General features: G+C 60.6%; 18 protein-coding genes and 2 pseudogenes. 7 read left to right on the plus strand and 13 right to left on the minus strand.

Annotation, left to right across the window (positions count from 1 at the left end; all coding sequences use genetic code 11):
- Positions 1–3 precede the first annotated feature (3 nt).
- The 4 genes from ACZLIB_RS11715 to ACZLIB_RS11730 all read right to left on the minus strand — a co-directional run bounded on the left by ACZLIB_RS11715 (position 4) and on the right by ACZLIB_RS11730 (position 4,195).
- Positions 4–1,272 carry a copper-binding protein CopB gene (locus ACZLIB_RS11715; protein WP_005413421.1) on the minus strand — a complete coding sequence of 423 codons (1,269 nt, stop codon included), beginning with the start codon at positions 1,270–1,272 and terminating at the stop codon, positions 4–6.
- On the minus strand, positions 1,269–3,137 hold the full coding sequence (locus tag ACZLIB_RS11720) for a copper resistance system multicopper oxidase (protein WP_012480217.1): 1,869 nt from the start codon (positions 3,135–3,137) through the stop codon (positions 1,269–1,271). Before ACZLIB_RS11720 ends, ACZLIB_RS11715 begins: the two co-directional genes overlap by 4 nt.
- A gap of 113 nt (positions 3,138–3,250) precedes the next feature.
- Positions 3,251–3,670, minus strand: a complete 420-nt coding sequence (copL, locus tag ACZLIB_RS11725; protein WP_012480218.1) for a transcriptional regulator CopL — start codon at positions 3,668–3,670, stop codon at positions 3,251–3,253.
- Between the two features lie 174 nt (positions 3,671–3,844).
- Entirely contained in the window at positions 3,845–4,195 is a 351-nt protein-coding gene (locus ACZLIB_RS11730; RefSeq protein WP_043033515.1) for a helix-turn-helix domain-containing protein, read from the minus strand.
- A gap of 130 nt (positions 4,196–4,325) precedes the next feature.
- On the opposite strand from ACZLIB_RS11730, the gene ACZLIB_RS11735 reads away from it, so the two are divergent.
- Positions 4,326–5,084: a hypothetical protein gene (locus tag ACZLIB_RS11735; protein ID WP_223224790.1), complete on the plus strand. Its 759-nt coding sequence runs from the start codon at positions 4,326–4,328 to the stop codon at positions 5,082–5,084.
- Between the two features lie 20 nt (positions 5,085–5,104).
- Here the strand turns inward: ACZLIB_RS11735 and ACZLIB_RS11740 are convergent, their stop codons facing one another.
- A complete protein-coding gene (locus ACZLIB_RS11740; RefSeq protein WP_021201903.1) occupies positions 5,105–6,157 on the minus strand; it encodes a DNA-binding protein in 1,053 nt (350 codons plus the stop codon).
- A 362-nt stretch (positions 6,158–6,519) separates the two neighbouring features.
- Here ACZLIB_RS11740 and ACZLIB_RS11745 point away from each other — a divergent pair, with 362 nt between their 5' ends.
- On the plus strand, positions 6,520–8,127 hold the full coding sequence (locus ACZLIB_RS11745) for a peptide chain release factor 3 (RefSeq protein ID WP_005413425.1): 1,608 nt from the start codon (positions 6,520–6,522) through the stop codon (positions 8,125–8,127).
- Positions 8,128–8,227: 100 nt separating this feature from the next.
- Positions 8,228–8,368 (plus strand): annotated as a pseudogene (locus tag ACZLIB_RS11750) (ISL3 family transposase); the annotation flags it as partial.
- 134 nt (positions 8,369–8,502) lie between these two features.
- Here the strand turns inward: ACZLIB_RS11750 and nudE are convergent.
- From nudE to ACZLIB_RS11785, 7 genes are all read right to left on the minus strand, one after another.
- Positions 8,503–9,069, minus strand: a complete 567-nt coding sequence (nudE, locus tag ACZLIB_RS11755; protein ID WP_032966771.1) for an ADP compounds hydrolase NudE — start codon at positions 9,067–9,069, stop codon at positions 8,503–8,505.
- On the minus strand, positions 9,069–10,676 hold the full coding sequence (gene groL, locus ACZLIB_RS11760; protein ID WP_005413427.1) for a chaperonin GroEL: 1,608 nt from the start codon (positions 10,674–10,676) through the stop codon (positions 9,069–9,071). The genes nudE and groL overlap by 1 nt, the downstream gene beginning before the upstream one ends.
- Positions 10,673–12,877: a polyribonucleotide nucleotidyltransferase gene (gene pnp / locus ACZLIB_RS11765; protein ID WP_005413428.1), complete on the minus strand. Its 2,205-nt coding sequence runs from the start codon at positions 12,875–12,877 to the stop codon at positions 10,673–10,675. Before pnp ends, groL begins: the two co-directional genes overlap by 4 nt.
- A 69-nt stretch (positions 12,878–12,946) precedes the next feature.
- On the minus strand, positions 12,947–13,336 hold the full coding sequence (locus tag ACZLIB_RS11770) for a TraR/DksA family transcriptional regulator (protein ID WP_046272806.1): 390 nt from the start codon (positions 13,334–13,336) through the stop codon (positions 12,947–12,949).
- Between the two features lie 266 nt (positions 13,337–13,602).
- A complete protein-coding gene (gene cfa, locus ACZLIB_RS11775; protein ID WP_005413430.1) occupies positions 13,603–14,769 on the minus strand; it encodes a cyclopropane fatty acyl phospholipid synthase in 1,167 nt (388 codons plus the stop codon).
- Positions 14,770–14,793: 24 nt separating this feature from the next.
- Positions 14,794–15,684, minus strand: coding sequence for a universal stress protein (locus ACZLIB_RS11780; protein ID WP_046272807.1), 891 nt, complete (start codon positions 15,682–15,684; stop codon positions 14,794–14,796).
- 10 nt (positions 15,685–15,694) lie between these two features.
- Entirely contained in the window at positions 15,695–17,179 is a 1,485-nt protein-coding gene (locus tag ACZLIB_RS11785; protein ID WP_086016262.1) for a SulP family inorganic anion transporter, read from the minus strand.
- Between the two features lie 257 nt (positions 17,180–17,436).
- On the opposite strand from ACZLIB_RS11785, the gene ACZLIB_RS11790 reads away from it, so the two are divergent.
- The 4 genes and pseudogenes from ACZLIB_RS11790 (at position 17,437) to ACZLIB_RS11805 (ending at position 23,664) form a co-directional block, all read left to right on the plus strand.
- Positions 17,437–18,708, plus strand: coding sequence for a site-specific integrase (locus ACZLIB_RS11790; RefSeq protein WP_032967196.1), 1,272 nt, complete (start codon positions 17,437–17,439; stop codon positions 18,706–18,708).
- 24 nt (positions 18,709–18,732) lie between these two features.
- Positions 18,733–21,727 (plus strand): annotated as a pseudogene (locus tag ACZLIB_RS11795) (Tn3 family transposase).
- 285 nt (positions 21,728–22,012) lie between these two features.
- The gene (locus tag ACZLIB_RS11800; protein WP_478467641.1) at positions 22,013–22,702 is read left to right on the plus strand and encodes a hypothetical protein; all 690 of its coding nucleotides are present in this window, start codon (positions 22,013–22,015) and stop codon (positions 22,700–22,702) included.
- On the plus strand, positions 22,699–23,664 hold the full coding sequence (locus ACZLIB_RS11805) for a hypothetical protein (protein ID WP_133934681.1): 966 nt from the start codon (positions 22,699–22,701) through the stop codon (positions 23,662–23,664). The genes ACZLIB_RS11800 and ACZLIB_RS11805 overlap by 4 nt, the downstream gene beginning before the upstream one ends.
- Before the next feature lie 1,690 nt (positions 23,665–25,354).
- On the opposite strand, the gene ACZLIB_RS11810 is transcribed toward ACZLIB_RS11805, so the two are convergent.
- Positions 25,355–26,338 carry a hypothetical protein gene (locus ACZLIB_RS11810; protein WP_478467643.1) on the minus strand — a complete coding sequence of 328 codons (984 nt, stop codon included), beginning with the start codon at positions 26,336–26,338 and terminating at the stop codon, positions 25,355–25,357.
- Between the last annotated feature and the right edge of the window lie 13 nt (positions 26,339–26,351).

Here is a 26,351-nt window from a genome sequence, read left to right on the forward strand (position 1 = left end):
CCCTTAGAACCAGGTACGAAGGCCGATGACCAAGCGCGTGTCTTCAAAGGACTCGCCATGCTCGCGTCGCATGTCTGCGGTATTGCCAAACGCGCGCTCGTACACCACGCCGATGTAGGGAGCGAACTTTCGGGTGAACTCATAGCGAAGTCGTAGCCCCGCCTCAGCGGCACTCAGACCCGAACCTATCCCGCGCAATGGATCGTTCTTGCCATAGGCGGTGACTTCCACCAGCGGCTGCAAGATCAGCCGGTTGGTTAGCAGCAATTCGTACTCGGCCTCGACATTGGCGGCAGTCTGGCCCCCTTCGCCGAGATAGGCTGTGGCGGACACTTCGAACTTCATCGGCGCCAAGCCCTGTACACCGATAGCGGCGAAGTTCTGCGATGCCCCAGGCTTGAAGTCATGACGCACACCGGCCACCACATCCCACCACGTGGAGATACTGCGGCCGTAAAGCACTTCCAGATCAGCCGACTCGGTCTGACCATCCGTGCGTTCGCCTTCACTGCGGAGCCAGACGCGATTGAGGTCCGTACCGATCCAGCCCTGGCCCTCCCAGCCCAGCCCGGTGCCCGGATCGGCATCCCAGGTTTCCAGGCGATTGAGCAGCACGTAGCTCTTGATCGAGTTGTCATGCACCGGATGCGCGTGTTCCGGCGCGATGGCCGCCTTGCGATCCGCGTCCGTCACCGCGGGAATCGGGGTGCGCGGCTGCGTTGGCGCTGCAGGCCCGTGTCCCATCTGACTGTGGTCCATGCCCTCCATCGATTGCATTCCCGCTTCTGGTGTAGCGGGCGCGGGCGAATCATGGCCCATCTGCGAATGGTCCATCCCCTGCATCGCAGGCGTGGCCGTGCCGGAGGTGTCGGCTGCAGCGGGCTGTGCCATCTGACTGTGATCCATGCCCTGCATCGACTGCGCCTGCGCTGTGGGCGCCGCAGGTGTGCTCGCGGGCGAGCCGTGCCCCATCTGCGAATGGTCCATGCCCTGCATGGCAGGCTCGGCTGCGTTAGCCTGCGGCTCGGCGTGGCCCATCGCCGCATGATCGATCGTCGCTTCGCTCGTCTTGGCCGGTGTTGCAGGCTTTTGGGCTGGCGCAGGTTTTGATGTCGGTGCCTGATGTGCAGAGTGATCCTGAGTCTGGGTCTGCGCGCCCTGCTCCATCTGCATGGAGCCGTGCTGCATAGATTGGGCGCTGGCCGCATTGGCCAGGGCCAGCGAGATAGCCGTCAGCGCAGTCAGGGTGGTATCGCGTCTATTGATGTTCATTCGTCGACCCTCACCGTGCGCATCATTCCGGCTTCCATGTGATAAAGCAGGTGGCAATGGAACGCCCAGCTGCCCAACGCATCGGCACGCACGCGATACGTGCGTCGGCTACCTGGCGGCATATCCACCGTGTGCTTGCGCACCATGAAGTTGCCGTTGTCGTCCTCCACGTCACTCCACATGCCGTGCAAATGGATGGGATGGGTCATCATCGTGTCGTTAACCAATACGATGCGCATACGCTCGCCGTAGTTCAGCCGCAGCGGCTCGACATCGGAAAACTTCTGACCGTTGAAGCCCCAGGAGAATTTCTCCATGTGTCCGGTCAGATGCAGCTCGATCTCGCGACCGGGGTCGCGTCCGTCAGGGTCTTCAAAGGTGCTCTTGAGCATGGAATACGTCAGCACATGACGGCCGTTATCGCGCAGGCCATTGCCCGGATCATCCAAGCGCGAACTCACGCTCATGGCTTGGTTGTCCAACAGGGGATTGTTGGTCTCGCTAGCAGGGTGTGATTGCATGCCCCCGTGCTGCATGCCTGCCATGGCACCATCGCCGGCGGCGGGCATCGCATGGCCTGCATGGGCCGAGGTCGCGTTACCGCTGACAGGTGGGGTCATGCCAGGCATGCCCATGGCCGCACCACAGCCGCCTTCCATGCCCTTGCTGCCGCCAGACATATCCATCGACCCATGATCCATGCCCATGTCTGCCATCGTCAGCAGCGGCCGGGGATCCACAGACGGAACGGGCGCGCGTAATCCTTCGCGCACAGCGAGCGTGCCGCTGATGTAGCCGGTGCGACCGGAGTCTTGGGCAAAGATGGTGAATGCGTCCTGCCCGGAGGGCTCCACGATCACATCGAAGGTTTCTGCTACCGCGATGCGGAACTCGTCGACGGAAACCGGATGGACATACAAGCCATCTGCCGCCACCACGGTCATCTTCAGCCCCGGAATACGCACATCGAAGTACGTCATGGCAGAGCCATTGATGAAACGCAGGCGCACCTTCTCGCCACTGCGGAACAAACCGGTCCAGTTGCCCAGTGAGGTCGTGCCGTTCATCAGGTAGGTGTAGGTGTTGGCGTTGACGTCGGACAGGTCCGTGGGCGTCATCCGCATCACGCCCCACATCTTGCGATCTTCCAACGTGGCCGACAGGCCGTTGCGCTTCACATCGCGCGCAAAATCGCCGACCGTGCGCTTGTAGTAATTGTCATGGCCCGGCATCTTCTTCAAACGATCGAACAGGGCCGTCGGGTCCAGGTCTGTCCAATCGCTCAGCATCACGACGTAGTCGCGATCGAAACTGAAGGGCTCCGGCTCCAATGGGTCGATGACGATCGGGCCATAGAGCCCGGCTTGTTCCTGGAACCCTGAGTGGCTGTGGTACCAGTAGGTTCCGCCCTGATGCAGGGTGAACCGGTAGTGGTAGGTCTCACCACGTCCGATACCGTCAAAGCTCAGACCCGGCACGCCGTCCATGTTGGCCGGCAAAATGATGCCGTGCCAATGGATGGAGGTGTCCGCGCCATGGATGGAGTTAGCGGGCAATGCATTAGAGACGCGCAAGTTGACCGTGGTGCCTTCCCGCCACCGCAGCAACGGCGCCGGAACGGACCCGTTGACCGTGATCGCGGTGCGGGTCTTGCCGGTGAAGTTCATCGGCGTCTCGCCAATGGTCAGGTCAAACTCAGTGCCCGATAGTACGTTGGGTTGTCCCGGCCCCTTGAGCGCCCAACTGGCTTTGGGCCAGAAACCTAATCCTGCGACTGCGCCTCCCAAGGCCAAGCCTTGGACAAATCGCCGCCGCGAAGGCAGCAGCGGTCCACCGCGTGGACCACGAAAATCATCATGCGACATGAAAATGCTCCAAGCGTCGTGTTGCCACCGGCGGGCGGTGGTACAGAGCGGGCGGCTGGCCTAAACAGGCATGCAAGCCACACCAACGGCGCCATTGCGGCGCCTAGGGACGCTTAGCCGATCGGTGGTCGGATCAGATGAGGCAAGGCAGGTGCCGCATGCCCTAGGGGCAGCGGCATGACATCCAGGCCCAAGGCCAGTTGCACCGAAACATGCAGGCGCGCAGGAAGTGCGCTCGCGCAAGCGTGTACGCAGGCGCACCGGCACGCAGAAGACTTGCAACAGTCGGGACCGGCATGGTCGCCATGCCCAGTGCCAGCCTTTTCAATCGATGTGGCATCGGGATGATGCTCAGCACTGTGATGGGCGAAGCAGTCTTCGTCGACTTGCACCGCGGCAGCCACTTCGCTGGCCTGCTCTTCCATGACCGGGTTCATACTGACGGACGCAAACGCCGACCACGCGCCGTTAAGCACGAGCATGGCGATCAGGAACAGTCGCAGTAGAAGTGAGGAGGCTGACACGGGCGACATGGTATATCACTTTAGACAAGGCGCGTGTGTATCGGTCGTGAACAAAATCTCAAGTAAGCCTGAGATGTCGCGACTTGTCAGTCGCACTAGCCGCGGACACTGCAGCTCCCTCCAGAAGCGCCCAAAGGGCGGGTTGAGGCGAAGAGTTGCCCATAGGGCGAGCGCTTGTTCGGTTTACTTCTCGGGCGTGGCCTCGATCAGCTTCACCAACTCGCGCTTCTGCTGCTTGCTTAGCGAGCCCCAGCGCAGGAGCAACTTGGCCAGCAGATCATCGTCGGTGTAAAGGAAGGCGGCGGGGATCCCCAACGCTTGGGCCAACCGCTCAGCAATCTCCAGCATGGGCTCGTGCTTGCCACGCTCGTACTGGTTGATTCGGGGGCTGGCCACGTGAGGATCCAGACCGGCCCGGATGCCCAACTCCTTCTGCGACAAACCCGTGTGCAGGCGGGCTTGTTTGAGGCGTCGAGCGAAGGTCGGTGTTGAGTCGACGGACAAAGTCACGCGCGCACCCCATGGAGACCCCATAAGGATGGCGGATGTACCCTGCCTTGCATACTAAGATATTCTTAGCTTTGAGGCAACCGGCGACACCGGTAGCGCCGCCCCCCCCCCCCCCCCCCAGGAGCCACGCCGCTCCCTCATCCCCGGAAACCGCATGCCCGGAACCTCGTCAATGACGCCATCTGGGGTCGCCAGCATCGAGGAGTTGGGCCTTCGTGGCACCCTTTTCCTAGCCGCACTGTTAGCCGCGCAGCTACGACGCCTACCGGTGGCGCCCACACGCCGCTCCACCTTGCTGGTGCTGGACACGCTGCGAGACTTGGCCTTGATCCAAGTTCCCTGGCCAGCGGATCGATGGCAGATCCGCCCCGATGCCGAGGTCACGCCCATCGAAGATCTGCAATGGGCTTTCGCCTGGTCTACCCACGAGCGCAGGCACCTGCTCCCGGTGCTGGAAGACCAACTCGGCGATATGGCACACGATGTAGACTTGGCGGACGCGAAACTGGAGCTGTGGGATGAACTTGCACTCTGGGAGACCGAGCAGTTTCTGGAGCAGCAATTGCTCAAACATCACTTCGACCCAGGCTGGGCACGTGATGTGGGGTTCGTCTTTCAATCCGGACCGCGGGGCTTGCCGATCGCGCGGTGGCGTTACTGCTGCTGGGCGGCGGTACGCCAAGGTGCCTCGGTGGCGATGCGTCTTGGCGTGCACGACAGCGCCCATGTGCGGGAAGCCATCTTTCAGGAGGTCCAGAAGCGCCTGCGCTACCTGATGACCAGTTCGCCCGAGCAAGGCATGTTCAAGCCCTATCATTTGGCACCGGAGTCCTCAGTAGCCAAACTGTTTGTAGATTGGGTCGTCCCTATGGAATGGGCGTACTGGACAGGTGAGCGCCACCCCAGCCGCTAGCAGACAAACGAGCAGCCTCGTCAGTCGGCTCCCCCATCTTGCGCATGGCCGCGCCGAGTTTTCTTCACCGCATTTTGTGCTGGCGTCAGTTGATTCAGTAGAGGCTCTAGCGCTTCAAGACGTGCATTGGCACGCAACGCATCGGCTTCAGCGCTCTCGCGGCGCTCACGCTCCCGCGCAAGGGTGTCTTGAACTTGAGCTAGCTCGTTGCGCATGGTATCCAAGGTCTTGGCGTCAGTCTTCCAGCGCTCCTGCAGTGCCAAATAGTCCGTCGCGGTCTGGCGCAACGCCACGACCTCGCTGTGTTGGCCTTCGTGGGCCTGTCGTAGCTGGGCAAGCTCACGCTCAATCCGCCCGTGGCGCTCCAGCCATTGACCATTGTCGCGGTTCAGCACCAACAGCTCCTGATTCTTCGCGCCCAAGGCTTCATTGGCCTGACGTAAGGCTACTTGCAGCTCTTGGACCTGATGCTCGTGACGGCGAAGCTCTTGCTCACGCTGCTCTTTGGTTGAAGTGCGGTAGTGCTCAAGCGCTTCCCGGGCATGGGCATGCTTGTCCTCCAGAGAACGCGTATGCGCCTCATGATCAGCCAGCCGCACCGTCATGCCAGCGATGCGCTCGTTCAACTGGGCGATTTCCGCGATCCTGTCACCTAGATTCTGTTGAAGGAGGGCGTGAGCAGCTTGCTCTTGGTGCAGGCTTGCTTCGGTGCGCTGCAGCCGACTGCTCAAGGCGGCAGCCTCCTCTTGGGCACCGGAAAGCGCCTGTTGCCGACTGTGGAGCTCAGCCTGATGGCGCTCACGCTCCTGGGTGAGGATGGCCTCTGCTTCCTCCTGGAGCCGCGAGGCCAAGCGCGCAACCAAGTCCTGCAAAGCATCACTAACGGCTACCGTCCTCGCCGGACCGCCGCCTTCCTCTCCTTCCAGTTCACGCAAGTAGCGGTGGATCGTGGTCTTGGAGCCCGTGTTGCCCAAGGCCACTCGCACCGCGTCGACTGACGGCTTCTTGCGTTGGGCCAGCAGCGCGTCGCGCGCCTTCTGGACGTCACTCTTATAGAGTCCTGCGCGCGCCATCGTGCCACCTCACTTTATTTCGTAATGTATTACATACCATGTAATTACATACTATTAAAGCAGGTAGTCGACCGCTCGTCGGCGAAAATAGTTATACGGGATAATATTGAATTATCCCGCCTGATCGTCTTTTTGCTCCAGATTTCACCGGTGGCACGTACGAAACGGTCCGAGAGGAGACGCCCCTGCAGACGCCTATGGCACCTCTATCGACCAGGCCATCCAGAGGGGCCTCGTGCTGGGTTAAAATTGAGCGCGAATGGCCCATTCTTCTCCCACGACCACGCCAATGCCGCCCTAGACCCAGCCTGGGCCTAGATCGTCAAGACGTGGTTACAGCGCACAGCGCTTGAGGGAGTCTTATGCCGACCCATACCGCGGAGGCCGCGCGCCGCCGCACGTTTGCCATCATTTCGCACCCGGATGCCGGGAAAACCACCCTGACCGAGAAGTTTCTGTTGTTTGGCGGCGCCATTCGCCAGGCCGGTAGCGTCAAGTCCCGGAAGTCAGCCAAGCACGCCACGTCCGACTGGATGACGCTGGAGAAGGAACGCGGCATTTCGGTCACCTCGTCGGTGATGCAGTTCCCCTACGATGGCCGCATCGTCAACCTGCTCGATACGCCGGGGCATGCCGACTTCTCCGAGGACACCTACCGTGTGCTGACCGCGGTCGATTCGGCGCTGATGGTCATCGACTGCGCCAAGGGCGTGGAAGAGCGCACGATCAAGCTGATGGAGGTCTGTCGGCTGCGGGACACGCCGATCATGACCTTCATCAACAAGCTCGACCGCGAAGGCAAGTCGCCGGTCGAACTGCTGGACGAGGTCGAGCGCGTCCTCGACATCCCCTGCGCACCGATCACCTGGCCGATCGGCATGGGATCGAGGCTCAAGGGCGTGATCCATCTGATGACCGGCGAGGTCCACCTGTTCGAAACTGGCAAGAACTTCACGCGACAGGATTCGACGATCTTCCCATCCATAGAGGATCCTGCACTGGTCAAGCGCGTCGGAGCGCAGCTCCTCGATGAGGTCCGGGAGGAGCTGGCCCTGGTTCAGGGCGCGTCTCATCCCTTCGATCGCGAACTGTATTTGGCAGGTCTGCAGACTCCGGTATTCTTCGGCTCGGCGGTGAACAACTTTGGTGTCCAGTTGCTGCTCGACTTCTTCGTCACGCATGCGCCGGCACCCAAGCCACGCGACGCATCCCTGAGGAAGGTTTCGCCAGAGGAGCCGGCTTTCAGTGGCTTCGTGTTCAAGATCCAGGCCAATATGGATCCATTGCATCGCGACCGCGTCGCCTTCCTGCGCGTGTGCTCCGGCAGCTATCAGCACGGCATCAAGGCACTCCATGTCCGCACGGGCAAGGAGATGCGGCTTGGCGATGCCTTGACGTTCATGGCGTCCGAGCGTGAGTTGGCCGAGCACGCCTACCCGGGCGACGTCATTGGCATTCATAACCACGGCACGATCGCCATCGCCGACACGTTCACCGTCGGCGATCCGTTGCAGTTCACCGGCATACCGAGCTTTGCCCCCGAGCTGTTCCGGCGCATCCGCCTGCGGGACCCGTTGCGTCTCAAGCATTTGCAAAAGGGTCTGACCCAGTTGTCTGAAGAGGGAGCCACGCAGTTTTTCCGGCCACTGTTGTCCAACGACCTGATCCTCGGGGCAATCGGAACCCTGCAGTTCGAGGTGGTGGCCTATCGGTTAAAGGACGAGTACGGCGTGGAAGCGAGTTTCGAACCGGTCCAGATCCACACTGCGCGCTGGATCCAGGCTGAGAGCGATTCCGATCTCGAAGAGTTCCGTGAGAAGGCGGCAACCCATCTTGCGCTCGATGCTTCCGGAGCCCTGGTCTACCTGGCACCCAGTCGCGTCAACCTGCAGATGGCGCAGGAACGTGCACCGAAGATTTGCTTCACAGCCACACGCGAGCACTCCCAAGCCGTGGGTCGCGCGGACTAGGGGTTGTCCGTGTAAAAATGGTTCTTTGCGGATTACCGTGGAGCCTCGGCTGACCAACGGTGCCCTTGAGGCCTGATTTCCTAGATTCGAGGATGCAGCCATGCTGGACCGGAAGACGATCGAAAAGCTGGATGGCCGGGAAGGCTATCGGGTAGAGCGCGTGGCGTGGCCTGAGGATGACAGCCGGACCGTCACGATCTACCTCAAGCCATCGGCGCGGACGATGTACTGCGAGCACTGCGACACTCCCAAGCCGTGGGTCGCGTGCAGCGCAGGGGAAACCATCACGTTCATGAACCCCTCACCTCCGGTCGAATCGGCAATTGATCGGCGCGGACGTCGACCGCGTGCTCGATAGGCATTGATGCCGGACGTCTAACCCCCACGCTCCCGCATCACCTCGCGCACGATGAACAGCGACGCGATCGAGCACGCTTCAGAGCAGTCCTCGCGCAGGGCCAATTCGTGGAGGCGATCGAGCTGCCAAGGGACCACCTCGAGCTCTTCGGGTTCGTCCCCCGGCAAGCGCTCCGGGTACAGGTCCTCCGCCAGTACCAGATGGATGGCGTTGCTCATGTAGGTGGGGGCCAAGGTCAGTGGCCGCAGATAGCGCATAACCTTGGCGCCCATTCCGACCTCTTCCTTCAGCTCGCGATTGGCGGCCTCGAGAATCGACTCGCCGGGGTCCATACGTCCCTTGGGCAGGCCAAGTTCGTATCGATGGGTGCCCACCGCGTACTCGCGAATCAAAAGTACCGTGTGCGGATCGGGCATCGCGGCGATGATGACGCTTCCAGGTGAGCGGGTGTGGAGCCGCTCGTAGAGCCGTCGCTCCCCGTTCGCGAATTCGAGATGCACCTGTTCCAGGCAATACGGGCCGAGCTCGGTCGCATCAGCCCGATGGATGACCGGTAGGCGCAGGATCGTGTTGAGGCGGGACATCAGCCGTCTTCCGATTGCACCGCGCCCGGCGGTTCTGCTTCGGCAATCGCGACGCCGCTGCTGAGGAACATGCGGGCAGCAGCGGCCGCATTCTCCAAGGCCAAGCGGGTGACCTTGGTCGGATCGAGGATGCCGAACGCGACCATGTCGCCGTATTCGCCGGTCTGGGCGTTGTAGCCGAAATTGCCGCTGCCTTCCTTGACTTTGTTGACCACGACCGATGGCTCTTCACCGGCGTTGGCGACGATCTCGCGCAGCGGTGCTTCCATCGCGCGCAGGGCGATCTGGATGCCGTGGTTCTGGTCTTCGTTGGCGCCCTTCAGGCCTGCAATCGCGGCCTTGGCGCGCAGCAGCGCGACGCCGCCGCCCGGGACGATGCCTTCTTCCACCGCCGCACGCGTGGCGTGCAGGGCGTCTTCGACGCGGGCCTTCTTTGCCTTCATCTCGATCTCGGTCGACGCACCGACCTTGATCACCGCCACGCCGCCGGCCAGCTTGGCAACGCGCTCCTGCAGCTTCTCGCGGTCGTAATCCGACGAGGTGTCTTCGATCTGGGTCTTGATCTGGGTGACACGCGATTCGATGTTGGCCTTCTCGCCGGCGCCATCGATGATCGTGGTGTTTTCCTTGGAGACCTGCACCTTCTTGGCGCGGCCCAGGTCCTTGATCGTCGCCTTTTCGAGCGACAGACCGATTTCCTCGGAGATCACGGTGCCGCCGGTCAGCACGGCCATGTCTTCCAGCATCGCCTTGCGACGGTCGCCGAAGCCCGGTGCCTTGACGGCCACGACCTTGACGATGCCACGGATGGTGTTGACCACCAGAGTCGCCAGCGCTTCGCCTTCGATGTCTTCGGCGATGATCAGCAGCGGCTTGCCGGACTTGGCCACGCCTTCCAGCACGGGCAGCAGGTCGCGCACGTTGGAGATCTTCTTGTCGTGCAGCAGCACGTACGGATCGTCCAGGTCAGCGGTCTGCGACTGCTGGTTGTTGATGAAGTACGGGGACAGGTAGCCGCGGTCGAACTGCATGCCTTCGACGACGTCCAGCTCGTTTTCCAGGCCCGAGCCTTCTTCAACGGTGATCACGCCTTCCTTGGTCACGCGGCGCATCGCTTCGGCGATGATGTTGCCGATCGATTCGTCGGAGTTGGCCGAGATCGTACCGACCTGGGCGATCGCCTTGTCGTCGGTGGTCGGCTTGGAGATGTTCTTCAGCTCGGCGACGGCGGCGATCACGGCCTTGTCGATACCGCGCTTGAGGTCCATCGGGTTCATGCCGGCAGCAACGGCCTTGGCGCCTTCGCGGATCAGGGCCTGGGCCAGCACGGTGGCGGTGGTGGTGCCGTCGCCGGCGTCATCGTTGGTGCGGGAAGCAACTTCCTTCACCATCTGCGCGCCCATGTTCTCGAACTTGTCAGCCAGTTCGATTTCCTTGGCGACAGACACGCCGTCCTTGGTGATGGTCGGGGCGCCGAAGCTCTTTTCGAGCACGACGTTGCGGCCCTTCGGGCCCAGGGTGGCCTTGACGGCATTGGCGAGAATGTTGACGCCGCGCAGCAGGCGCAGCCGCGCATCATTATCGAAAAGGATCTCTCTGTGCGTCATGACCGTTCCTCCGCAATAAAAACGCATGCCGGAGGGGAGCCGCCAGAACCCCCGGCATACGCCGACTCCGGCAGCAACACTTTCGTTCCGTCCACCGCCTTCATCGAAAGCCGAACCCGACCCTGCATGTCCACTTCCAGGACCTTGACCTTCACCACATCCCCTTCCGACAGAACGGAATTCGGGTTTTCCACTCGCTCGTCAGAAATCTGCGAGACGTGCACCAGTCCGACCTTGCCCGGCGCGATGGTGACGAACGCGCCGAAGTCAAGCACCTTTGCCACCTTACCTTCGTAGACCCGACCCGGTTCGATTTCGGCCGTGATCTGTTCGATACGCCTGCGCGCCGTGTCGGCGGCTCCGCCGCTGGTCGAAGCGATCACGATCGTGCCGTCGTCCCGGATATCGATCTGCGTGCCAGTTTCCTTGGTGAGCGCCTGGATGGTGGCCCCGCCCTTGCCGATCACCTCGCGGATCTTGTCCGGATGGATCTTGATCGTCAGCAGGCGCGGTGCGAACTCCGACATCTGCTCGCGCGGGGCCTGGATGGCCTTGGCCATCTCCCGAAGGATGTGCAGTCGCCCTTCTCGCGCCTGCGCCAATGCCACCTCCATGATCTCGGCGGTCACGCCGTCGATCTTGATGTCCATCTGCAGGGCCGAGATACCGTCGATAGTGCCGGCGACCTTGAAATCCATATCGCCCAGGTGGTCCTCGTCACCCAGGATGTCGGACAGCACCGCGAACCGATCGCCTTCCTTGACCAGGCCCATGGCGATGCCTGTCACAGGCCCCTTGACCGGAACGCCCGCAGCCATCAGGGCCAGCGAGCTGCCGCACACTGAAGCCATCGAGGAAGAACCATTGGACTCGGTGATCTCCGACACTATTCGAATGGTGTAAGGGAATGCTTCCATCGACGGCATGATCGCGGCGACGCCACGCTTGGCCAGACGGCCGTGGCCGATTTCGCGTCGCTTTGGGCCGATCATCGGACCCGTCTCGCCGACGCAGTAAGGCGGGAAGTTGTAGTGGAAAAGGAAGTGTTCCTTGTACTCGCCGGTGACGGCATCGATGACCTGGCCGTCACGCGTAGTGCCGAGCGTGGTGGTCACGATGGCTTGGGTTTCGCCGCGTGTGAACACCGCCGAGCCATGAGTGCGCGGCAGCACGCCGAGTTGGATCGAGATCGGACGTACGTCTTCGAGACCGCGACCGTCCAGCCGACGCCGATCCTGCAGCACCATGCGGCGCACAGCGGTGTACTCGAGGTCGTCCAGCTCCGCGCGGACTTGGGCGACCTCCCAACCCGTTGCCGAGGTCGTCGGTGCAGCTAGCGCAATCAACACTTCATTTCTGATCGCCTGCACTCGTTTCTTGCGTGCGATCCGGTCGGTGATCAGCAAGGCGCTGTTGAGGTTGTTTCCAATCTGTGTGCGCACCGTATCGGCCAGGGCCAGGTCGCGTGGTGGATGGCTCCACTCCCACTTGGTCACCTTCGCTTCTTGGGCGAGTTCCTCGATCGCTTCGATCACGGGCTGCATGGCGTGGTGGCCAAGCGACACCGCCGCCAGCATGATCTCCTCCGAGAGCACGTTGGCTTCGGACTCGACCATCAACACGCCGTGCCGGGTGCCGGCGACGACCAGATTGAGGTCGGAGGCCTTGAGCTCTTCGGTGGTCGGGTTGACCAGAAAACTGTCGCCGTGGCGGCCGATGCGGACCGCTCCAATCGGCCCCTTGAACGGCAACCCCGACAAGCGCAGCGCGGCGGAGGCGCCGACCATGGCTGGAATATCGGGATCGATCAACGGATCGACGGACAGCACGGTCGCAATGACCTGGACCTCGTGGCGGAACTGATCGGGAAACAGTGGTCTTACCGGCCGGTCGATCAGGCGCGAGGTCAGGATTTCCTTTTCGGTCGGGCGACCCTCGCGCTTGAAGAAACCACCGGGGATACGACCGCCTGCGTAGAAGCGCTCCCGGTACTCGACGGTGAGCGGGAAGAAGTCGAGTCCATCTTTCGCGCGCTTGCTGCCGACCGCGGTTACCAGCACCACCGTATCGCCCATGCGGACTATGACCGCGCCGGACGCCTGCTTGGCGATCTCGCCGGTTTCGAGGGTGAGTTCATGCGCCCCGAAGGCGCAGCGCTTCACGACCGGTAATTTAGCCGGTGCATTCGTCATCAGATTCATTATGTTTTCCTTTCATCAACAAGGATATGCCGACCACCGCAGAGGCGGCCCAATGGGTGCCGCGCGGACTCAGCGACCGGCGTTTCGGCGCATGTTGTGCTGTTTCGCCTCGGCCAGTTCCTCGGTGCACTCCAGGCAAAAAGGCGCGGCGGGATCGGCCATCAAACGGCCATGCCCGATTTCGAGTTCACATCGGCAGCAAATGCCGTAGCGCCCCGATTCGTAGCGATCCAGCGCCGCCTTGATCCGATCCAACTGGATCATCAGGCGACTGCTGCCCGCCTTGGCCATGTGCTGCTGGGAGATGGCGTCGATCCTGCTGACGCGGCCTTGCGTGGTCTGATCGAGGGCGACGGGTTGGCCCGCGTCTTCCAAACCGGCGAGGGTGATGCGAATGTCCCGCTGCTCCTCTACGAGCATGCTGAAGAATTCGTCCAGACTTTGAACGTGTACGGACATGGTGACTCCTCATCTTGGTAGGCGGTATGCCGGGAGCGGCATCCGGAAGCGGGCATTGCGCCCGCGGCCAAGAAGTGAGCGTTAGATTGGAGTGGTCATGAGAGAGCCTCGTCTTGACCCTCTGAACCGCACCCCATTGTGCGGAAACCACATCACCTAGTAGAGCTTGAGGCCATCCTCAAGATCGACGAGACAGGCGGAGGGGTGTTGTATCGTGAATTTCACTAAATCATAGCATGTCAAGTCCCCCGTCAAACGACGGGGGATTACCTCGGGCCTTCTGGGCGCTGATAGCCGCCACGAACCCCATCCTTGGACAGCACCCACTGCCACAGTTGCAGGTCGCGGGCGCGGAATGCACCGGCGCAGGACAACAGGTAGTAGCGCCACATCCGATGGAACCGTTGCCCCAGTTCGTCCTCGAAATGAGGCCATGCCTGCTCGAAGTTGGCATGCCACGCCATCAATGTGTTGTCGTAGTCGGCGCCGAAGTTGTGCAGATCCTCGACGACGAAGAGCTCGTCGCAAGCATCACCGATCTGGCCAATCGACGGCAACTCGCCGTTCGGGAAAATGTAGCGATCGATCCACGGGTCGGTAGTGGACTTGCGCCGGTTCTTGCCGATGGTGTGAAGCAGGAACAGGCCGTCATCGGCCAGGCAGCGATGAGCTACTTCCATGTAGCTGCGATGGTTCTTGCGACCCACATGCTCGAACATGCCGACGCTGGCGATGCGATCGAAGCGCTCGTTGATGGAGCGGTAGTCCTGCAGCCGGAACTCCAGTGGCAGGTCGGCATAACGCTCCGTCGCCCATGCGGTCTGCTCCTTCGAAACCGTCACCCCCACGCACTCAACGCCGTAGTGCTCGGCGGCGTACGCCATGAAGCTGCCCCAGCCACAACCGATGTCGAGCACCCGCATGCCGGGCTCCAGGCGCAACTTGTGGCAGATCATGTCGAGCTTGGCTTCCTGCGCCTCCGCCAGGTTCTTCGCATCGGCCCAGTAGCCGCAGGTGTAGGTCATGCGCGGGTCCAGCATTGCCGTGTAGAAATCATTCCCGAGGTCGTAATGGGCCTCGCCGACTTCCCAGGCCTGTCGCGATGTCTGCCGATTCAGCAGCTTGGCCCGTAGCGAATGAAACATGAGCCGCAACGGTTTGACGTGGCGATCGAGCCGCGCACGCAGGATGCGATCGAACAGTTCGTCCAGCCGATCGCACTCCCATGCGCCGTTCATGTAACTTTCCCCAAGGCCGAGATTGCCCTGTGCAAATACGCGCTCCGGGACGCCATCGACCAGCAACCGGATATCCCATGGGCGATCACCGCCCAGTCGAACATCAGCGATCTCCAGCAGTTCGTCCATCATTCGATGGAGGTGGTTTCGATTGATTGTTTCAGTGGATTTATGCTTGGTTGATGCTTCGGTCATTTGACTTACTGCCGGTGGTTGGCGTCAACGGAGAAGGAGCACCGGGACGCGGCAGGTGCGCAGCATCGTGGTGGTGGTGCTGCCGACAATCAGCTGGCGGATACGCGAGTGGCCATAGGCCCCCATGACCAGCAGATCCACATGCTCGTCACGGATGTAATGGCCGATCACCTCTTCCGCTTCGCCCGGTCGCACCGCGCCGGCCGCAGACAATCCGGCCGCGGCCAGCGTGTCCAGCGCCCAGCGCAATGCGGCTTCGTTTGTGGCATTGGTCGCTCCGACGGTGAGCACACGGATATCGAGTCCACTGAACAACGGGCTGGCCGCCACCATTTCCACGCCCTTGCGGGTCGTGGCGCTCCCATCGAACGCGATCAGCACGCGTTCGATTTCCGTGTAGCTGCGCGACGCCACCAGCAATGGGCGATGGACTGCACGTACCACGCGTTCCAGTTGGCTGCCCAGGTGTCCCTTGGCGAAATCCGCATGCTCGCCACGCTTGCCAAGGACAAACAGGCGTGCATCGCCTTCCAACTCGATGAGGGTGTCCACCAAGGACCCATGCCGCATCCGCGTCTCCGCCTCGATGCCATGGAAAGCGGCCGCAATCCCCTTGGCCTGTTGCAGCACTAGGCGGCCTCGTTCTTGGCCCAGCTTGCTGCGGGTCTCGTCCAGCAAGGCGAGCCCTTCCAGCAACCTGGGCTGGGCATCCGCTCCGAGGTTCCCACTGAAGTCCGCGGTACTGGCCGCTTCCGGATGGCGGTCAAGCACATGAAGGTATTCCAGCGGGGCTTCCAGTCTGTGCGCTGCCCAAGCGGCGTAATGCGCCACGCTCTCGCTGTAAGCGGATGCGTCGGTGGCGGCCAATACACTGCCGCTGTGATCTATATGGGAGTGTCCAATCTTGTCTGTCATGGTTGCTTCCTCAGTGGCCCATCAGCCGCTCGACGGCGTCGGGCTTGTCGTGGACGCCCAAGCGATCCACCAGCGTCGCACTGGCTTCGTTCATTCCTAGGATTTCGACCTCAGTACCTTCACGCCTGAACTTCACCACAACCGTGTCCAGTGCGCCCACCGCGCTGAGATCCCAGAAGTGGGCACGGCCCACGTCAATTTGAACGCGCTCCAAAGCCTCGCGGAAATCGAAGCTAGCAATGAACTGGTCAGCCGAGGCAAAGAAAACCTGCCCGGTCACGGTGTAGCACCGCAGACGCCCACCTTCTTCAGAAGTGGAGCCGATATGAAGCACCTGGCCTACCTTGCGAGCAAAGAACAGCCCCGAGAGCAGTACGCCGATCAAAACGCCCTTTGCCAGATCATGGGTGGACACCGTCACGATAACTGTGGCGATCATCACCACACTAGAAGTCTTGGGATTTGCCTTAAGTGCCGCCAGTGAACCCCAGTTGAAAGTGCCAATGGAGACCATGATCATTACAGCGACCAGCGCCGCCATGGGAATCAGCTTTACCCAAGGGCCTGCAAATACCACCATCAACAATAGGAATACGCCCGCGGCCAGTGATGAGAGGCGACCACGACCGCCGGACTTAACGTTGATGACAGACTGGCCAATCATGGCGCAACCGGCCATGCCGCCAACAAAGCCGGATGCGATGTTGGCTATGCCCTGACCGACCGCTTCGCGGTTTTTGTTGCTCGGCGTATCGGTCAGATCATCGACGATCTTTGCAGTCATCATCGATTCCAGCAGGCCCACGACCGCCAATGTGGCGGAAACCGGGAAAATGATCTTCAGTGTCTCTAGATTCAAGGGAACATCAGGCAACAAGAACACCGGCAAGCTGTCGGGTAGTTCGCCCATGTCCCCCACGGTGCGGATATCAAGCTTGAGCAGGAGCGCGACTATCGTCAGGACCACGATGGCCACCAGCGGCGAGGGAATGACCTTGGTCACGCGTGGCAACAGATAGATGATGGCCAACCCTGCGGCGACCATCGCATAAACGGTCCAAGGGACGTTGGTTAGCTCGGGGAGCTGCGCCAGGAAAATCAGGATCGCCAGCGCATTGACAAAACCGGTGATGACCGAGCGCGAGACGAAACGCATCAACGCCCCGAGCCTAAACGTGCCAGCCAAGATCTGCAGCATCCCGGTTAGGAGCGTCGCTGCCAACAAATACTGCAGTCCGTGCTCCTTCACCAAGCCAACCATCAGCAGCGCCATGGCCCCGGTAGCTGCCGAGATCATTCCCGGACGACCGCCGGTAAAGGCGATAACCACTGCAATGCAGAATGAGGCGTAGAGGCCCACCTGGGGATCAAGCCCGGCAATAATTGAGAACGCAATGGCCTCAGGAATTAGAGCGAGCGCAACAACTATGCCGGCAAGCAAGTCGCCACGAATATTGCCGAGCCAGTCCTGGCGCAGTCGAGTAAGCGTAGTCAAAACAGAATATCCCTAGTCCCGACTGGTCGTCGGGCCAACAGTGTGATTTACGAAATAACAACCCTAAGCCCGCTTGCGGGCTTGATCCGATGACAGGATTTAGGGCGGCGTAATCACTATGGGCACTGGCTCGGGAGTAGAGTTGGGTCCGCTGTTGTTTGCGGCCGCTGGCTGGAGAGCCTAGCACAATCTGCATAGTTGCGTCGAATGATGGACGATTGGCCGGCCACCTTTGAAACGTGCGTGTTCTGGGCCAGGTGACTATCCTCGATCAGTACATTGATGCCGCCACCCGCGAGAACACTGTGCGCAGCTACGCTTCGGCGTTACGGCACTTTGAGGTCGAGTGGCAAGGACACCTTCCGGCCACCCCAGACAGTGTGGCACGGTACTTGGCCACCTACGCGCAGACCCTGGCCACCAGCACGCTGCGGCATCGCCTGGCGGCGATCGCTTTTTGGCATCGGGATCACGGATTTGTGGATCCCACCCGCTCGCCACTGGTGCGCAAGGTACTTAAAGGGATTCAGACCCTCCACCCGACCCGGGTCAAGCAGGCTGCGCCACTGCAGATCCGGCGGCTGGTCGAGCTCGATGACTGGCTGGCCGCAGCGATTGCTGCGGCCCATGCCCGGGGCGACGGGGCGGCGGCGCTTCGCCATCAGCGGGATCGCGCGTTGGTGCTGCTCGGATTCTGGCGTGGCTTCCGTGGCGATGAACTGCTGCGTCTGGAAGTGGCCCATCTCACGCTGGTGCCGGGACAGGGGATGACCTGCTTCCTGCCGCGCAGCAAGGGCGATCGCCAAGCGGCCGGCGTTACCCATAAGGTGCCGGCGTTGTCGCGGCTGTGTCCGGTAGAGGCGACCCAAGTGTGGCTGCAGGCGGCAAACGTGCAAGACGGGCCGGTGTTTCGGGCAATCAACCAGTGGGGCCACGTAAGTGCCGAAGGGCTCCATCCCAACAGTTTGGTGCGCCTGCTGCGCGAGTTGCTGGCCAGTGCCGGCTTTGCCGATGCGGGGCTCCACAGCAGCCATTCGCTGCGCCGCGGCTTTGCTAGTTGGGCCAACGATCAGGGCTGGGACATGAAGGCGTTGATGGAGTACGTGGGCTGGCGCGATGTTCAGTCGGCCATGCGTTACCTGGACGGGCGTGACCCGTTCGCCCGGGATCGCATTGAAGCGAGCCTGCCCAGCCCAACCGCGCCAGCTCCGGCGATGGCGCTGCCGGCGCCCGAGGTCAAATCTGCCCTGCAGCTGCTCCTACGCATGGTGCTGACCCCGTTTGCCCGCGCCGGCCGCGGCGCGGCCAAGGCCCGGGGCAGAATCGAAGAGATCTGCTTGGCCCCGTTCCAAGCGGTGCGGCTGAACACCGCCAGCAGCGAGTACCGGTTGACTGTTCCCACCGATCCCGACCGGGATCTGGATGAAATCCTGGCCACGTTGCTCGATGACATGCACCGCATGGCCGATACGCACCAGTGTTTCCTGGAAGCGTCTCTCAGTACAGACGACGGCCGCCACTGGGATTGACCCCCCTCATAACCTCCGGATCCAATGGCTACCCTTCACGAGACCGCCTACCCGCGACTGAAGCCTGATCCTACCGCCAAGGAACTGGAGGAGATCTACACCCCGAGCGCCGCTGAGATTGCATTTGCCAAAGCAGCTGACCACCCAGCCGGGTCCGCAGCTGGCGGTACTGATCCATCTAAAGCTCTTCCAACGCTTAGGCTACTTCACGCTGTTGGCGGAGGTACCTGAGCGGATCCGGCAGCACATCGCCAAGGCCGCCCGTCTCGGGCGTGTGCTGGCCTCTGACCAGCTCGATCGCTATGACAGCTCTGGCAGCAAACGCCGGCACATGCCGCAGCTTCGGCAGTTCATTGGGGTACGCCCGTTGGACAAATCTGGGTTGTCTTGGCTGGACACAGTGGCCACCGCCGCAGCCCAGACCAAGCACACCATCCCGGACATCGTGAACGTCCTGCTCGAAGAGCTGGTGCACCATCGCTACGAGCTACCAGGCTTCCGGACCCTTGAGATGGCCGCTATCGGGGCGCGCGAACGGGTCAACCTGGGCTACTACCGCAGTATCAGCCACGCACTGACGCCTGCCACGCGCACGCTGATTGATGAGCTACTGCGCGCACCGGAAGGATCCAAATTTACCGGCTGGCATTCGCTCAAGCGCGAGCCTGGCCGGCCGACCAACAAAGAGGTCCGGTTCTATCTGCAGCACATCCGTATGCTGCAGCAGTTGGCGGAGCAACTGCCTCCAATCGATGTACCGGTCCCCAAGCTCAAGCAATTCCGTGCAATGGCCCGGGCGTATGACGCCAGCGAGTTGGCCGAATTGGGTGAGGACAAGCGCTATGCGCTGGCCACCATCTTCATCCGCGCCCAGCATGCCAAGACATTAGACGATGCGGCAGAGTTGTTCATCAAGCAGGTGCGCGGGCTGGAGAACACCGCGCAGCAGAAGCTGCTGGCCTATCAGCTCGAACATGCCAAACGCGCCGACTTCCTCATCGGCCAGCTCAAGGAGATCCTGCAGGCCTACCAGCTCGACGGCAGCGATAGCCAGCGCGTGGACGCGATCGACAATAGTCTGGAAGCGGAAGTGTCCACCTTGCTGGCCGAATGCGAAGAACATATGGCCTACGCCGGGAAAAACTACCTGCCTTTCATGCTGCAACCTTACGGCGCGGTCAGGCCGCTGCTGTTCAATGGGCTGGAGCTCATGAACTTGCGGGCGACCAGCCACGATGCCGGCATGGAGCCCTTGATCGCAGCCGTGCTCTCGCTGCGTAACCAACGCCGTGAGCTGATCGAGGTCGCTTTCCTCGGTTTGGACCCGGAAAAGGACTTCGACTGGATGTCCAAGCTCTGGCGTCAGCACGTGTTCGGCAAACGGGCCAGCGCGGCAGGAGCTGGCTGGATGCACCGTAAGTACTTCGAGCTGGCCGTGCTGGTGCAGGTCAAGGACGAACTGAAGTCCGGCGATCTCTTCATTCCCAGCAGCGAGCGCTTTGACGATTACCGCGAGCAGCTGGTCGATGAGGCCACCTTGGCCCAGGAACTGGAAGCCTATGGCCAGGTGTCAGGCCTGCCCACCGACGCCGAGTCTTTCGTGGCGGGGTTGCGCGCACAATTGACGGCTTTGGCCGATGAGGTCGACGCGCGTTTCCCGGAGAACGTTCATGCGGACATCCTGGATGGGCGCCTGGTGCTGCGGAAGGGGCAACGGGCCGAAGTCTCCAGCGCGATTACCACCGTGGATCGCCTCATCGCCGAACGACTCCCAGAGTCCAGCATCGTAGATGTCCTGATCGATGCCAGCCAATGGCTGGACCTGCACCGTTTTTTCCGCCCGATCGCCGGGACCGAGAGCCAAGTCGAAGATCTGCCCCGACGCGTGATCACCACGCTATTTTGCTATGGCTGCAACCTGGGGCCGACGCAGACGGCGCGGTCGATCAAGGGCTTCAGCCGGCGCCAGGTCGCTTGGCTCAACCTGAAATACGTGACCGAGGATGTGCTTGAGAAGGCCATCGTAGAGGTCATCAATACCTACAACAAATTTGACCTGCCTGGCTATTGGGGCAGCGGTAAGAGCGCGTCAGCAGATGGCACCAAGTGGAGCGTCTACGAAGACAACCTGCTGTCGGAGTACCACATCCGGTACGGCGGCTATGGCGGCATCGGCTACTACCATGTGTCCGACAAATACGTGGCGCTGTTCAGCCACTTCATTCCCTGTGGCGTGCACGAGGGCATCTACATCCTGGACGGCCTGTTGGCCAACACTTCCGACATCCAGCCTGAGATCGTCCATGGCGACACGCAGGCCCAAAGCTATCCGGTCTTCGGCTTGGCCCACATGCTGGGCATCCAGCTGATGCCCAGAATCCGAAACATCAAGGACCTGACATTCTTCCGGCCCGAACCGGGCAGGGCCTATAAAAACATCCAGGCACTGTTCGGGGACAGCATCGACTGGCAACTGATCGCCACCCATCTTCACGACATGCTGCGGGTGGTGATCTCAATCCGATTGGGCAAGATCACCGCGTCCTCGATCCTGCGCCGGCTGGGCACCTACAGCCGGAAGAACAAGCTGTACTTCGCATTCCGGGAACTTGGCAAGGCCGTCCGAACGCTGTTCTTGCTTCGCTACATTGATGACAACGAGATCCGCAAAACGATCAATGCCGCGACCAACAAGAGCGAGGAATACAACGGCTTCGTGAAGTGGGTCTTCTTTGGCAGCCAAGGGATCATCGCTGAGAACGTCCAACACGAGCAGCGCAAGATCATCAAGTACAGCCAGCTGGTGGCCAACATGATCATCCTCCACAACGTGGAGGGTATGAGCCGGACGTTGGCTGAGATGCGGAAGGAGGGGATCGAACTGACGCCCGAGATCCTGGCCGGTCTGTCGCCTTATCGGACCAGCCACATCAATCGCTTCGGCGATTACCACCTGGATCTTGAAAGGGAAGTGGCGCCGCTGAGCTACACAGCCAAGGTGCTTGAACAGACCCCATAGATGGGGAGAACCTGCCCGAGAGACGAGCAATCAACCTTGAAATTCAGTCGCTTAGGCAGCTTTTGGCCCTGTACGTAATGATTCCCTGCCGACCATCACTTTGGGTATGGCCATGTTCCTGAGACACGTGGCCATCTGGAGGCTTGGAACAAGCGTATAGAAGAAGCGGTGATTCGAAAGCTGCCGGGTGGATTCCGGCCAGCGGGTGAGCTATCAGAAGCGACCAGAACGAATGGCTACAAGTTCGAGGACTTCCCACTACAGCCAACGGCGCTCGAAGATCTCATGGATGTCACGATCTCGGCTTCGAACATATCGCCGATTAACACGCTCCAGAATCGCGCGCCAGTGCAGGCACTACAGTCGTTTGCCGCCTCTGGCGGATGGCTGTTCGCTACAAAGGATCACGAAGAACGGGCTCGGTCACTTTCCAAGCACAATTTCACCGTAACCATTCGGGGAGATCGGCGTGAAGGGCGTCAGCCCTATGCGCAATATGAACACGCTAGGTATAGATCTGCCTCCATGAAGAACAGGTGGGACTTGTTAGGCCAGACTTTCGCGGCAGAAGTCGACATCCACGATGGAAGGTTCTTGTATCTATACACCGAGTCAGGAGAGCTGTTCGTAGTCCTCAGGGCGCTCCGGCCCTGGGGCCGCTCACCGCATAGCATCGCGCTTAGACGCTTGATCCAGCGCCGAAGCCAAACAGATGGCTTCGAGATCAACGGTGCAGAAGACGCGGTTATCGCGTACAGGAAGCATGTAAAAAAGACCTTCAGCTCAGAGCACGGCGCTGCGCTTGCAGCAACGCGACACTGGCGGGATCTCGATGCGCCATGTGAGGCCGTTCCGGTGGCTCAGGAAGTGGCACTGTCTGTGGCCGAGATCGCCCAACAGCGAATGCCTGCAGAGGACTTGTTCGTACCCATCACCGGCCGGGTCAATCTGGGAAGGAAAGGGGCAAAGCAATGACCACGTTCAACTACAAAGGAGAGCCCATCATCCCCACCCTAGGTATGGAAGATGCGCTCACCAAGATCATCTCTGCACTTGAGGTGGACTACCGCGGTATCGGCTTTCATTCGCTCACACGGTTTGGGAAAAGTACCCTCGCGCAATTCATCTGCGCTAATACCGAATGGACCGAGTATAAGTACGTGGCCAGGCAGGCAAACCTCCGCGTGCTTGGTCCTGGAGAGTCCGCATTCCTAGACTGGTTCATTTCACAGCTTGGTTCACAGGTGATTTCGCACCAGTCTGCTGATCGCAAGATCGAGAGGATCGTGAATACCGTTGATCTGATGCTTAGGTCGGCGGGCGGCGGATCGCTATTCTTTATTGCCGATGATGCAAACCTGCTGGAGCAAGCCGCCTTTCAACACTTCATCACGATAGACAACGCGCTGGAGAAGAAAGGTATCTCACTCTTTGTCATCTTCTTGTTTCAGGACAATCACACCTCAAGTCGGCGCGAGGAGATCAATAGAACCACGGTCACGCCTCAGGTCCGTGGACGCTTCTTGACCCGCTACCACCGCCTGCATGGCATCCGAGGCGCTTTAGACGTTGAGACGTTCTTGGAGCGCTTCGAAGACGAGGTAGATGTTAGCCCAGGGGCCGGGGTTACCTTGCCCAGGAGCCTCGCGCCAGAGCTCTACGACGGGGACTTTCGCTTGCGGCATTTCAGTGAGCAGATCTGGAATGCCGGCTGCAGCTTTCGTGCTGCCGCCGGGCACTCCGGTCAAGACGAGTGGCCTCTAAAGGCTATGCGCCTCATTGCGTATTACTTGGCGACCAGAGTGATCTGCAGAAGTGGCTTCAAAGAGGTCACATCCAGTGACATTGAAATGTCGGTCGCCTTCTCAGATCTTGCTGCTTTTGATGGCGAATCGGGAGCGCTGACTTTCACAGCAGATGGAGGCTTCAATGGATAGCGGCAGCGAAGTCAGAGCCGTAGCCCACCTACCACCAGCGTGGATCACTGGCATATCTCCGTTCGGATTCGTTGTTCAGACGCTGAGATTCAATAGCCTTTATTGCAGTGATGGACATGCTGCGTTGGGCATCCGCCCAAGGTACAGCGAGGATTTGTGTCGTCAGCTCTGTCTCTCCGCAAAGGCCAGAACTTCGATTGCGACAAGAGTTCCTGCTGCATCTATCCTCGCCCCACTGTGGCAGCCCACTGCTTGGCAAGTATTCAGCGGTTCTGCGATGCACTGGCGTCCGTACCTGTCAGGGTGCACTGAGTGCATGAAAACTGGGTATCACTCGATGTTGTTCCAGATGCCTTGGGTCAACCGGTGTCCGTGGCACTCGCAACCCCTCAGATCCGAGTGCGAGCATTGCTCCAGACCCCTATGGCATGGCTTTCGCTCCGATGCCTCTCCCCTGCTTTGTCCATGCGGGCATGACCCGGTTTCGAGCCGGAACACCATTGACGAAGAAGGTAAGATCGAGGCCCTTCGTGCCAGCTGGATCAAGCGATACCTGCGCTGGGCCGGGGCCAGTCGAGTTCGGCGAACCCTTGTCGGGGTGGGGGATGATCTGGCGTCCGCCGAGGAGGCGGCAGTCCTGTTCCGCGGCAGGGCCTACCCCTGGTACCGACCGCACCACGCCTCGTCGGATGTGCTCGTCAGAACGTCTACCGTACGTCATGGCGAATCCGTCGAAGCACGTTCTCAGAAGGCAGAGTTCTCGCGCCTTGCCCCGTCCATGGGACCGGGTCGTGACTTCTTTCTTGAGCTTCCTCAGGCGTTTGAAAGACCGATGGCGCGGGTGACGGCTTCAGTTGCGGCAAAGTTCCGCGAGTCGAGCTTCTCGGCACGTGAGCGAGCCTGCCTAGGCTTGCCTGGGACCTCTGAAGGTGGGCAGCCATTCTCCCGCGCCTCGATTGTCTTGCTCCCCGCCTACAGGGTCCGCGAGCAGCTGTTCCTGGACGGCCGTGTACTAGGTCGGCCCACACAGGCGGTGCTAAGGGAGATCGCCCAGGCAACGTCCATCCTCTCCCCTGACAACCCTTCGATCGCAGCCTTCGCGCGAGCATACGAGCGGGTGCTGGGCCGCGGCTTCGCGTGCTCCGCCCTTCACTTGCTCGGTCGGCTTGACGGCTCTGTTACTGATGATGAGGCCGCACTGATCCGCCCAGTGGTCATGATCAGACATAGAAGGAGCTCGTGCATTCTGACTCTGGCGTGGCTGGGCTGCGCCGGCAAGGAGCGAAACAGAGACCGCGGCCAGGTGTAGTGGATGGATGGCCCTTCCCTGCCAAACTTGGACCGCCTCTCACTAAGTTGGTTGAGATGCAGAATTGTCTGCATCGAATCTCCGGAGGTGCCAATTGTCGGCATCTGCCCTTCCAGTGGAAAGAATGTCTGCGACTGGCCCCCTGGGCCCAGAAAGATCTGCGTTGAATCGTGGAGTTCGTGGCGTTTCGGTAGAGTTATGCCCCAAAGAATCATTGACTTAGCTTGCCGTCAAATCTCTGCGACGAACAAAATTCGCCGAGAACGACGGTTCGGCATGCGTGATCCCGGCCCCGACGCCGAGGTGTCCAATGTGGTCTACTTGAGCCGTGGGCCGAGGCCGCGCCAGCGCGTGTGAAGCGCTTCCGTAGGGGCGTCGCCCCTACACTGCCCTGCTCGCTCCGGTCCAGCCTTCTGACAGAAGCACCTCAATTCCGTTGGGGGAAATTCTGAATCCTTTGGAATCCCCTTCCGAGTTCGTTGCCTCCCAAGTGGCCAAGTGCGCATCAGCGAGCAAGTCAAATATGTATCGCGCGAACCCGATTGAGATTCCAGCTTCCTTGTTGTAGTCAGAGGGAAAGACAAGATATTCCGACTCGGCCAGCTTCTGCAGTGCACGACGCATGGCGTGATAGACGCGGGAATCTGGATGTGGCCAAGTGAAATTACTGGGGGGGCTTGGTTTTTCCTCGGAGGACCATTCGTCAAACAGCCCTTCTTGGCTGCGCTGGCTGGATGCGGAGTCTATTTGATTCTGGAGCTCTTCGATCTTTCCATTGGCAATTGCCAGTTCGTGCTCCAGGTTGAACATCTCCGCTGCATCAAATGCAGCGAGTCTTCCTTCTGGATCAGAGGCGACTCGCGCTTCGGCCAGCTCTTGGACAGCCTTCTCGGCTCTGTCCGCAAGTAGCTTGATTTGATCCTCCTGACTCTCGATGTTCGCTGTAAGTTTTGAGATTTCCGCCCGGTGGGCTATTTGGCGCTGAGCGTATTGCTCGCGCAGCCTTTGCGAGTCGCCGACCGTAAGGACGTCTTCATTCTCGACCTTCCTCTTCGTTTCAGTCGTCCGCCGCCTTTCCTTAAGCGTATGTTCGTAGACAAGTCTGGCTGGACGTGGGTACAAGAACAAATAGATGAGCGCGGTCGCCAGGGGAGCGGCAAATCCCTGGATGGCTGTCGCCGTCCAGTCAGGAAATATTATTGCTCGTACAAGGTGCAATTTTCGAACTACATGCTCATCTGAAAGAATAATTAGGATGAATTTGTAGTTCCAAATGCACCATGACAAAACAAAAGCTCCAGTCAAAGGGCTTGCCACTCTATCCAAGAAGTACTCCCTGGCGCTCTTGATGACTTCGTCCAACATCTGCCCCTCCCCC

It is taken from the genome of Stenotrophomonas sp. 220_Sma, assembly GCF_056487375.1.

Excerpts from the sequence above, each read along its gene's own strand:
- ACZLIB_RS11715 (WP_005413421.1), bottom strand. The coding sequence starts at position 1,272 with ATGAACATCAATAGACGCGATACCACCCTGACTGCGCTGACGGCTATC.
- ACZLIB_RS11720 (WP_012480217.1), bottom strand. The coding sequence starts at position 3,137 with ATGTCGCATGATGATTTTCGTGGTCCACGCGGTGGACCGCTGCTGCCT.
- copL (WP_012480218.1), bottom strand. The coding sequence starts at position 3,670 with ATGTCGCCCGTGTCAGCCTCCTCACTTCTACTGCGACTGTTCCTGATC.
- ACZLIB_RS11730 (WP_043033515.1), bottom strand. The coding sequence starts at position 4,195 with ATGGGGTCTCCATGGGGTGCGCGCGTGACTTTGTCCGTCGACTCAACA.
- ACZLIB_RS11735 (WP_223224790.1), top strand. The coding sequence starts at position 4,326 with ATGCCCGGAACCTCGTCAATGACGCCATCTGGGGTCGCCAGCATCGAG.
- ACZLIB_RS11740 (WP_021201903.1), bottom strand. The coding sequence starts at position 6,157 with ATGGCGCGCGCAGGACTCTATAAGAGTGACGTCCAGAAGGCGCGCGAC.
- ACZLIB_RS11745 (WP_005413425.1), top strand. The coding sequence starts at position 6,520 with ATGCCGACCCATACCGCGGAGGCCGCGCGCCGCCGCACGTTTGCCATC.
- nudE (WP_032966771.1), bottom strand. The coding sequence starts at position 9,069 with ATGTCCCGCCTCAACACGATCCTGCGCCTACCGGTCATCCATCGGGCT.
- groL (WP_005413427.1), bottom strand. The coding sequence starts at position 10,676 with ATGACGCACAGAGAGATCCTTTTCGATAATGATGCGCGGCTGCGCCTG.
- pnp (WP_005413428.1), bottom strand. The coding sequence starts at position 12,877 with ATGAATCTGATGACGAATGCACCGGCTAAATTACCGGTCGTGAAGCGC.
- ACZLIB_RS11770 (WP_046272806.1), bottom strand. The coding sequence starts at position 13,336 with ATGTCCGTACACGTTCAAAGTCTGGACGAATTCTTCAGCATGCTCGTA.
- cfa (WP_005413430.1), bottom strand. The coding sequence starts at position 14,769 with ATGACCGAAGCATCAACCAAGCATAAATCCACTGAAACAATCAATCGA.
- ACZLIB_RS11780 (WP_046272807.1), bottom strand. The coding sequence starts at position 15,684 with ATGACAGACAAGATTGGACACTCCCATATAGATCACAGCGGCAGTGTA.
- ACZLIB_RS11800 (WP_478467641.1), top strand. The coding sequence starts at position 22,013 with ATGGATGTCACGATCTCGGCTTCGAACATATCGCCGATTAACACGCTC.
- ACZLIB_RS11805 (WP_133934681.1), top strand. The coding sequence starts at position 22,699 with ATGACCACGTTCAACTACAAAGGAGAGCCCATCATCCCCACCCTAGGT.
- ACZLIB_RS11810 (WP_478467643.1), bottom strand. The coding sequence starts at position 26,338 with ATGTTGGACGAAGTCATCAAGAGCGCCAGGGAGTACTTCTTGGATAGA.